Here is a 9,825-nt window from a genome sequence, read left to right on the forward strand (position 1 = left end):
ATGGGAAGCAAAAATTTTCTATTGTTGGGGGCAGGGCGCCTAAATCATGCAGTCCAGGCCAACACCCCACCCCGACCCCGGCACCGCCCACCCCACGCAGCACGCGAGCCCCGGCACCAACCCAGCCCCGCCGGCGTTTGAGGCGCAGGGGGTCCGGGGACAGAGTCCCCGGCAACGGCGCCGCAGGACTACGCGAACAACCGCTCCAGCACCACCGCAATCCCATCCGCCTCGTTCGAGAGGGTCACCTCATCCGCGACGGCAAGCAGCTCCCGGTGCGCCCCCGCCATCGCGACCCCGTGCCCCGCCCAAGCGAACATCGGGATGTCGTTCGGCATGTCGCCGAAGGCGATCGTGGACGACCCGGTGACGTCGAGGAGGGCCGCCGCCACCGCCAGCCCGCTCGCCTTGTCGATGCCCGGGGGCTGGAGCTCCACCGTGTGTTCCCCCGCCATGGTGACGTTGACCAGGTCCCCGACCACCCCCCGCGCGGTCTCCGTCAGCTCGTCGTCGGACAGCCGCGGGTGCTGGAGGAGGACCTTGTTGATCGGCGCGGCCCACAGGTCGGACCGCCGGGCCACCGCGACCACCGGCAGGTGCGGGTGCCACATCCGGTAGCCCGGCCCTATCAGCATCTCCGCGTCGACGCCCTCCTGGTTGACCGCCGCGTAGACCTCCCCGACCTCCGCCTCGATCTTCCCGAGGGCGACTTCGGCCAGCTCCCGGTCCAGGGCCACGGAGTGCAGGAGGAGTCCGGCCGCGGCGTCGTAGACCTGCGCTCCCTGCCCGCACACCGCGAGGCCCGTGTAGCCGAGGCCGTCCAGGACGTGGCGGACCTGCGGGACGGGGCGGCCTGTCACGATGATGTGCCGGGCTCCGGCCGCGCGGGCGGTGGCGAGAGCGGCGTAGGAGCGGGCCGAGACGGTGTCTCCGGCGCGCAGCAGAGTCCCGTCCAGGTCGGTGGCCACGAGTGCATAGGGGAGGGCGGAAGTCACGTGTCAAGGATACGGACCCCCTCGGACAAGTCCTACAAATACTGCCCGAATCCGGCCTCCCGCACGCCCCACCAGCCCCGTAACGTGTCAACCAGCCCCCGGGACACCCCCGGGCCGCGTCGAAAGCGAGGCAGCACCCCATGCCCCAGCAGAGCCCCCTCGACCTCCCCGAGGGCGACCCGTTCGGGCCGCACAACCTCCCCTACGGCGTGTTCTCCACCGGCGGAGAGCAGCGACGCCGGATCGGTGTCCGCATCGGCGGGTACGTGCTCGACGCCGGGGCGGCCGCGGCCGCGCTCGGGTCCCCGTACGCCGGACTGCTCGGGCAGCCCTCGCTCAATCCGCTGCTCGCCGCGGGCCGCACCGCCTGGAAGGACGTGCGCCGCGCGCTGACCGCCTGGGTCACCGACCCCGGCCACCGGCCCTCCGTGGAGCCGCACCTGCTGCCGCTCGAAGACGTCACGCTGCACCTGCCGTACGAGGTCGCCGACTACGTCGACTTCTACGCGAGCGAGCACCACGCCACCAACGTGGGCAAGATCTTCCGGCCGGACGGGGACGCACTGACCCCCAACTGGAAGCACCTGCCCATCGGCTACCACGGCCGCGCCGGCACGATCGTGGTCTCCGGTACCGATGTCGTCCGCCCGAGCGGCCAGCGCAAGGCCCCCGCCGACCCGGCGCCCGTCTTCGGTCCGTCCGTGAAGCTCGACATCGAGGCCGAGGTCGGCTTCGTCGTGGGCACCCCCTCCCGGCAGGGCAGCCCGGTGGCACTGGCCGACTTCGAGGAGCACGTCTTCGGGCTGTTCCTGCTCAACGACTGGTCCGCGCGCGACATCCAGGCCTGGGAGTACGTGCCGCTCGGCCCGTTCCTCGGCAAGTCCTTCGCCACCTCCGTATCCGCCTGGGTCACCCCGCTGGAGGCCCTGGACGCGGCCCGGGTCGCCCCGCCGGTCCGGGACTTCCCGCTCCTGCCCTACCTCGACGACTCCGGCGCCGACCGCCCCGGCGGCTTCGACCTGCGCATCACGGTCTCGATCAACGGGCAGGAGGTGGCGCAGCCGCCGTTCGCGTCGATGTACTGGACCGCCGCCCAGCAGCTCGCCCACATGACCGTCAACGGCGCCTCCCTGCGCACCGGCGACGTGTACGGCTCGGGCACCGTGAGCGGTCCGGAGACCGGGCAGCGCGGTTCGCTGCTGGAGCTCACCTGGAACGGCCGCGACGCCATCGAGCTCGCCGACGGCAAGCGCACCTTCCTGGAGGACGGGGACACCGTCACGCTCACCGCGTGGGCGCCGGGCGCCGACGGCACCCGCGTGGGCCTCGGCGAGGTCGCCGGCCGGATCGTGGACGCCCGCTAGCCCACATTGCGGGACGACTGCTGACGGCGGGGTGGCGGATCTTTCTGCCGCCCCGCCGTTCGCGCAGGTCGTAGCCCTACGCCGGCACCCGCGGGTGGCGCAACACTGCGGCAACACCACCGGCCCGGCCCCCTCGGTATGTTCCGTGCCATGCCAGCCGAACGCACCCGCGAACACACCGTCCCGGTCGCCGCCGCGCGCCGCCGGCGGCTGCGTGCGGACCAGGCGCGACAGCTCGCCGACCTGCTGCGCCACCAGATCCTGGCGGGCGGCTACCCCACCGGCGTCCTCCCCCTGGAGGACACCCTCGCCGCCGACTACGGAGCCGGCCGCAACACCGTGCGCCAGGCCCTCGACCTGCTGCGCGGCGAGCAGCTCGTCGAACGCCGCCCCGGCGTCGGCACCGTCATCGTCTGCGCCAAGTACCCGCACGGCCTCGACCGCCTCCAGGGCCTGGCCGAAACCCTCCACGAACACGGCCGGGTCACCAACGAGGTCCGCACCGTCGGCCCCGTCCGCGCCCCGGCCCCGGTCGCCGCCCGGCTGCGCCTGCCCGAGCATTCCGACGTGCTCTACATCGAGCGGCTGCGCCTCCTGGACGGGCTGCCGCTCTCGCTCGACCTCACGTACGTCCCCCTGGACATCGGCGCGGACCTGATCGGCTGCGATCTGGAGAACACCGACGTCTTCCGGCTGCTGGAGTCCCTGACCGGGCAGCCGCTCGGCCACGCCGAGATCACCCTCGAAGCCGTCAACGCCGACGCGCACTCCGCCGCCGTCCTGCAGGCCCCGCGCGGGGCCGCCGTCCTGATGCTGGAGCGCCTCACCCACCTCGGCGACGGCCGGCCCGTGGACCTTGAGTTCATCCGCTTCCGCGGCGACCGGATCACCATGAGCGGCCTGCTGCACCGCACTGCCGGCGCGTAACCCCCTCCGTTCTTTCCCCCCTCCCTCCCTTCCTGGAGACAGCCATGCCTCTGGTCCCCCAGCGCGGCGACGTGCCCGTGACCATCGACGAGTCCCTGTGCATCGACGGCTGCACCCTCTGCGTCGACATGTGTCCGCTCGACTCGCTCGCGATCCGCGAGGACAACGGCAAGGCGTACATGCACGTGGACGAGTGCTGGTACTGCGGCCCGTGCGCCGCCCGCTGTCCCACCGGCGCGGTGACCGTCAACATGCCCTATCTGCTCCGGTGAAAGGCCGCCCGCTCCCGATGCGTACGCATACGAAAGCCCTCGCTCCCGTGCTCCTGCTGAGCCTCCCGCTGGCCACCGCGTGCGGCGCCGCCTCCGGTGCGGACGGCGGATCCAAGACGGTCACGGTGACCGTCGGGTACCAGTCCAAGACCATCAACACCGTCACCGCCGGTACGCTCCTGCGCTCCCTCGGGTACTTCGAGCAGGAGCTCGCGGCGCGCGGCAAGAAGGACGGGGTCACCTACAAGGTCGACTGGCAGGACTACGCCACCGGCGCGCCGATCACCGCCCAGATGACCGCGGGGAAGATCGACATCGGCTCGATGGGCGATTTCCCCCTCCTCATCAACGCGGCGCGCGGCAAGGAGCTGAAGCAGCCCACCCGCCTCGTCTCCGTCACCGGCTACAACCTGCGCGGCGGCCTCAACACCGTGGTCACCGCAGCCGATTCGAAGCTGGGATCCCTCGCGGACCTGAAGGGGAAGAAGGTCTCCACCTCGGTCGGTTCGGCCGCCGACGGGACCCTCGTACGGGCCCTGCAGCGCGCCGGCATCGATCCCGAGAAGGGCATCGAGAAGCTCAACCAGCAGCCCAGCGTGGGCGCTTCGGCCCTCCAGGCGGGCAGCGTCGACGCCCTGTCGCAGTTCGTCGCCTGGCCGGGCCAACTGGCCTTCGAGGGACGGGCCAAGGCCCTGTACGACGGGGCCGAGCTGAACCTGCCGACCTTCCACGGGGTCACGGTCCGCGAGAAGTTCGCGGCCGAACGCCCCGCCGTACTGGACGACTTCCTACGGGCCCAGCGCAAGGCGACCGAGTACCTGCGCACCCAGCCGGTCGTCGCGGCCGAGGCGGTGGCCAAGGAGACCGGCCTGCCCGCGGAGGTCGTGTACCTCTACAACGGGGCCAACGGCATCGCCACCTTCGACCCGGCGCTGCGTCCCGAACTGCTGGCGGCGCTGAAGGAGGACGTGCCCGTCCTCAAGGCGGCGAAGCTGGTGGACTCCGTCGACGTGGACGCCTTCGTGGACCCCGCGCCGCTGGCGCGGGTCGCGGCGGGCTCCGGGGCGGGCGCGGAGTTCCCGGCCGCCGCGCCGGCCCGGCCGGAGCTGTGGCTGAAGGAAGGCAACCGCACGCAGGCCTTCGACACCCCGGCGGCCCTGCTGAAGGCCCTCGCGGCGGCGGGGCCGGGCGGGGTCCGGGCGGCCTACGTCCCGGACGCGGTGACGGGCACGCTCTGGTTCGCCGACAAGGCGGTCTGGGTGGCGGAGGGCCCCGCACTGCGGGCGTTCGTCACCGCGGCGGGTGCGAAGGCGTACGCCGAGCAGCGGGCGGGGTCAGGGGCGCGGATCGTGTCCTTCGCCGAAGCCTCCGCTGCGGCCTCGGCCGCGGCTGGATCCCTCGCGTCATGACGGCCCGCCGTCGGCTGCTGCGGCTGGCTTCGCTCGCCGCGGCCCTCGTCGCCTGGCAGCTGCTCACCTCCCTCGACATCAACCTGTGGCTCCGCTTCGAGCAGTTCCCGACGGTGGGCGAGGTGGCCTCGACGTTCGCCGAGCGGGCGACGACCGGCCCCTACTGGCAGGACCTCGGCTTCAGCCTGCGGCGCATCGTGACGGGCTTCGCACTGGCGGCCGTCCTGGGGGTGGCGGCGGGCACGGCGATCGCCCGCTCCCGGCTCGCGGCGGACCTGCTGGGGCCTCTCTTCGAAGTCCTACGGCCGATACCGGCGATCGCGCTGGTGCCGGTGGCCATCCTGCTCTTCCCGTCCAACGAGCAGGGGATCGTCTTCATCACCTGCGCGGCGGCGTTCTTCCCGGTGCTCGTCTCCACGCGGCATGCGGTGTCCGCGCTGGCACCGGTGTGGGAGGAGGCCGTCCTGACGATGGGCGGCAGCCGCGGCCGGATCCTCTTCTCGGTGGTCCTCCCCGGGGCGCTCCCCGGGATCTTCGGGGGGCTGTCGGTCGGCATCGGGGTGTCGTGGATCTGCGTGATCTCCGCGGAGATGATCTCGGGTGAGTACGGGGTCGGCTACCGGACCTGGCAGGACTACACCGTCGTGGACTACCCCGGGGTCTTCGTCGGCATGGCCACGATCGGCGCGCTCGGCTGGCTCACCTCGACGGCCGTCGAGCGCACGGGCCGCCACCTGACGCGGTGGCTCCCCTCTCGCTCAGCACCGTTGCCGGGGACCAGTCCCCGGACCCCTGCGCCTCAAACGCCGGCGAGGCTGGATGTTCTGCGGCGACGACCTGTGCGTGACGGGTAGTCGGTGCGGGGCACGGCTGCGGTGGGTCGGTGCCGGGGCCGGGGACACACCCAGCCCCGCCGGCGCTTGAGGCGCGGGTCCGGGCGGAGCCCGGGGAACGGTGGAAGGGCGGGTAGGGGACCTTGCCCCGCAGGGCCCACCCCAAGCGCACAGCCAGCCGACGATACGCACGCCACCCCGGCCCCCCGGGACCCGCACCCACGACCACCCCCGCAGCCACAGGAAGGGCCATGGCCACAGAAACCCTCACCCCCGCCCCACCCACCGGCGCCGCCCTCCGCCTGGAGGGCGTCCGCCTGGGCCGCCCCGCGTCCGTGCCGCTTCTCGACGGGCTCGGGCTGGCCGTCGCCCCGGGCGAGGTCCTCACCGTCGTCGGGCCCTCCGGCTGCGGGAAGTCGACTCTGCTGCGCACCCTCGCCGGGCTGCTGCCCCCGCTCGCCGGCGCCGTCACCCAGGACGGCGCCCCGGTGACGGGCCCGCACGCCGACCGGGCCCTGGTGTTCCAGGACGACGCCCTGCTCCCTTGGCGCACGGTCCGGGCCAACGTCGAACTGCCCCTCGCCATCCGCAAGACGCCCCGCGCGGAGCGCCGCCGCATCGCCACCGACTGGCTGGCCCGCGTCGGCCTCGCCGACCACGCGCACAAGCATCCGCACCAGCTCAGCGGCGGCCAGCGCCAGCGCGTCCAGTTGGCCCGTGCGCTCGCGGCCGCTCCCCGCGCCGTCCTCATGGACGAGCCGTTCGGTGCGCTGGACGCCCAGACCCGTGCCGAGATGCAGGACCTGCTCGTCACGGTCCTGGCCGGTACCGGCGCCACCGTCGTCTTCGTCACCCATGACGTGGACGAGGCCTTGCATCTCGGCGACCGCGTCGCGCTCCTCGCCACCGGCGAGCTGATCGACGTACCGCATCCGCGCTCGCGTACGGCGGACCGTTCCGCACTGCGCCGCCGCATCCTCGACTCTCTCTGAAAGGCCCCTCATGGATCTCCCCGCGATCGCCGACGCCGAGGAACTGACCTGCGACGTCCTCGTCATCGGCGGTGGCACCGCCGGCACGATGGCGGCGCTGACCGCGGCCGAGGCCGGTGCGCGGGTGCTGCTCCTGGAGAAGGCGCACGTACGGCATTCCGGCGCCCTCGCCATGGGCATGGACGGGGTCAACAACGCGGTCATCCCGGGCCGCGCCGACCCGGACGACTACGTCGCCGAGATCACCCGGGCGAACGACGGGATCGTCGACCAGTCCACGGTCCGCCAGACGGCGACCCGCGGGTTCGGCATGGTGCGGCGCCTGGAGTCGTACGGGGTGAAGTTCGAGAAGGACGAGCACGGCGAGTACGCCGTCCGCCAGGTCCACCGCTCCGGTTCGTACGTGCTGCCCATGCCGGAGGGCAAGGACGTCAAGAAGGTGCTGTACCGGCAGTTGCGCCGCCGTGAGATGCGCGAGCTGATCCGGATCGAGAACCGGGTCATGCCGGTCCGCGTGCTGACCGATCCCGAGGACGGCCGGGCGATCGGCGCGGCCGCCTTCAACACCCGTACCGGCGCCTTCGTGACCGTGCGGGCGGGGGCCGTCATCCTCGCGACGGGCCCGTGCGGACGGCTCGGGCTCCCGGCCTCCGGCTACCTCTACGGGACGTACGAGAACCCCACCAACGCCGGTGACGGCTACGCGATGGCCTACCACGCGGGCGCCGCGCTCACCGGCATCGAGTGCTTCCAGATCAACCCGCTGATCAAGGACTACAACGGCCCGGCCTGCGCGTACGTCGCGAACCCCTTCGGCGGCTACCAGGTCAACCGGCACGGCGAGCGGTTCGTCGACTCCGACTACTGGTCGGGGCAGATGATGTCGGAGTTCGCCGCCGAACTCGCCTCCGACCGGGGCCCGGTGTACCTCAAGCTCAGCCACCTGCCCGAGGAGACCGTCGCCGCCGTCGAATCGATCCTGCACACCACCGAGCGGCCGACGCGCGGCACCTTCCACGCGAACCGGGGCCACGACTACCGCACGCACGACATCGAGATGCACATCTCGGAGATCGGGCTGTGCGGCGGCCATTCGGCCTCCGGCGTCCGCGTCGACGACCACGCCCGCACCACCGTGCCCCGGCTGTACGCGGCCGGGGACCTGGCCTCCGTACCGCACAACTACATGATCGGCGCCTTCGTCTTCGGCGATCTGGCGGGGGCGGACGCCGCCCAGTACCGGCCGTACGAAGGGGACTTGCCCGCCGACCAGCTCGCCGCCGCCCACGAGTTGATCTACCGGCCGCTGCGCCACCCGGACGGTCCGCCGCAGCCGCAGGTCGAGTACAAGCTGCGGCGGTTCGTGAACGACTACGTGGCCCCGCCCAAGACCGGCGCGAAGCTCTCGCTCGCCGTGGAGGCCTTCACCCGGATGGAGCGGGAGATCGGCGAGATGGGGGCCACGACCCCGCACGAGCTGATGCGCTGCGCGGAGGTCTCCTTCATCCGGGACTGCGCGGAGATGGCGGCGCGGGCCTCGCTCGCCCGCACCGAATCCCGCTGGGGGCTGTACCACGAGCGGCTCGACCACCCCGAGCGCGATGACGCGGGCTGGCTGCACCACCTGGACCTGCGCAAGTCCCCTTCGGGGGCGATGGAGTTCACGGCGCGGCCGGTCGAGCCGTACCTGGTGCCGGTTGCGGAGTTCACCCCGACGGGCGGGCCCTCGCAGCACCTGGGCGAGGTCGAACTGGTCGGCGTGGCCCTGGCCGGAGGCCGGGCCGCGGCCCCCGCGGCGGCCGGCCGGGACACCGCAACCGCCCCGGGCTCGCCCCGGATCCTGGAGCTCCTCTCCCTCGCGGAGGAGGCCCCCGGCCTGCACGCCCTCCTCCCCTACCTCGACGACCCCGACCCGGCGGTCCGCGCCACAGCGGTGGCCGTACTCGGCGAAACCGTCCCGGAAGGGGCCGGCCCCGCCCTCGGGGCGCGGCTCGCCGACCCCGACCCGGCGGTCCGCGCGGCCGCGGCGGCGGCGCTGCGCGAACTCCTGGAGGTGCTCGCGCCCGACCCCGCCCTGGGAGCCGCCCTGCGGGCGGGCCTCGCGGTGGCGGATCCGGCGGTCCGCTCGGCGGCGCTCGAAGCCCTACGGGTCCTGCGGCTCGGGGAGCCCGGCCTGTACGAGCAGTCCCTGCGCGACGCCGACGTCGACGTCCGCATCCAGGCGGTGCGGGCGCTGGTCTCCGTGGACGCGGCGGCCGCGCTGGCTCCGGCCGCCGGAGACCCCTCCCGGGAGGTCCGCGTCGCCGTCGCCAAGGCCCTGGGCACCCTCCGCGCCGGCTCCGCCCTGCCCCCGCTCCTGTCGGACCCCGACCCCCTGGTCCGGGCGGCGGCGCTCGCGGCAGTGGCCCTGACCGGCGGCCACGCGGCGCGGGCCGTCTCCGCCCTCTCCGACCCCGCCTGGCAGGTCCGTGCCGGAGCCGCCACCGGACTGTCCTCGGCCCCTCCCGCGGTGGCGGTGCCGCCCCTCTCGCTCGCGCTGTCCGACCCGAACGCGGACGTCCGCAAAGCCGCGGTCCTCGCCCTGCGCGCCCACCGCCCCGACCCATCGGCCCTGGCCGCCCTGGCCACAGCCACCACCGACCCCGACGCAGACGTCCGCGCCTACGCCACCCGCCTGTAGCCCCCGCCCCACTACGCGGGGCGAAGCCCCCGCAGCCCCCTTCACCGCTGCGCGGGGCACAGTCCCCGCAGCACCCGCTGCCTCTGCCGCTGCGCGGGACGAAGTCCCCTTTGCCGCTGCGCGGGCGGAGTTCCCCTACCCACCCTTCCACCGTTCCCCGGGCTCTGCCCGGACCCGCGCCTCAAACGCCGGCGGGGCTGAGGGAGTCCCCGGGCTCTGCCCGGACCCGGTCCTCAAACGCCGGACGGGCTGAAAGCGGGGTGCCGGGCTGCGCCCGGACCCCCCTGGGGCTCCGCCCCAGACCCCGGTCCTCAAACGCCGGACGGCTGAAAAGACACACCCCGGCCGGAGGC

8 protein-coding genes are annotated in these 9,825 nt (G+C 73.4%); 7 read left to right on the forward strand and 1 reads right to left on the reverse strand.

Translation table 11 applies throughout. The annotated features are described in order from the left end of the window. Window positions 1-188: 188 nt before the first annotated feature. Window positions 189-995, reverse strand: a complete 807-nt coding sequence (locus ACFWNV_RS37695; RefSeq protein WP_383956216.1) for an HAD family hydrolase — start codon at window positions 993-995, stop codon at window positions 189-191. A gap of 140 nt (window positions 996-1,135) precedes the next feature. On the opposite strand from ACFWNV_RS37695, the gene fahA reads away from it, so the two are divergent. The 7 genes from fahA to ACFWNV_RS37730 all read left to right on the forward strand — a co-directional run bounded on the left by fahA (window position 1,136) and on the right by ACFWNV_RS37730 (window position 9,472). Next, window positions 1,136-2,359, forward strand: coding sequence for a fumarylacetoacetase (fahA, locus tag ACFWNV_RS37700; protein WP_383956220.1), 1,224 nt, complete (start codon window positions 1,136-1,138; stop codon window positions 2,357-2,359). A 150-nt stretch (window positions 2,360-2,509) separates the two neighbouring features. Next, window positions 2,510-3,286, forward strand: coding sequence for a GntR family transcriptional regulator (locus tag ACFWNV_RS37705; protein WP_383956223.1), 777 nt, complete (start codon window positions 2,510-2,512; stop codon window positions 3,284-3,286). 44 nt (window positions 3,287-3,330) lie between these two features. After that, window positions 3,331-3,558, forward strand: coding sequence for a ferredoxin family protein (locus tag ACFWNV_RS37710; RefSeq protein ID WP_030710222.1), 228 nt, complete (start codon window positions 3,331-3,333; stop codon window positions 3,556-3,558). Between the two features lie 17 nt (window positions 3,559-3,575). Beyond that, window positions 3,576-4,967: an ABC transporter substrate-binding protein gene (locus ACFWNV_RS37715; protein WP_383956226.1), complete on the forward strand. Its 1,392-nt coding sequence runs from the start codon at window positions 3,576-3,578 to the stop codon at window positions 4,965-4,967. Next, the gene (locus ACFWNV_RS37720; protein WP_383956229.1) at window positions 4,964-5,821 is read left to right on the forward strand and encodes an ABC transporter permease; all 858 of its coding nucleotides are present in this window, start codon (window positions 4,964-4,966) and stop codon (window positions 5,819-5,821) included. Before ACFWNV_RS37715 ends, ACFWNV_RS37720 begins: the two co-directional genes overlap by 4 nt. Before the next feature lie 230 nt (window positions 5,822-6,051). Next, window positions 6,052-6,792, forward strand: a complete 741-nt coding sequence (locus tag ACFWNV_RS37725; protein ID WP_383956232.1) for an ABC transporter ATP-binding protein — start codon at window positions 6,052-6,054, stop codon at window positions 6,790-6,792. Window positions 6,793-6,802: 10 nt separating this feature from the next. Next, a complete protein-coding gene (locus tag ACFWNV_RS37730; RefSeq protein ID WP_383956234.1) occupies window positions 6,803-9,472 on the forward strand; it encodes a fumarate reductase/succinate dehydrogenase flavoprotein subunit in 2,670 nt (889 codons plus the stop codon). Window positions 9,473-9,825 lie beyond the last annotated feature (353 nt).

The sequence above is a fragment of the Streptomyces sp. NPDC058401 genome (assembly GCF_042722885.1).
Lineage (GTDB): Bacteria > Actinomycetota > Actinomycetes > Streptomycetales > Streptomycetaceae > Streptomyces.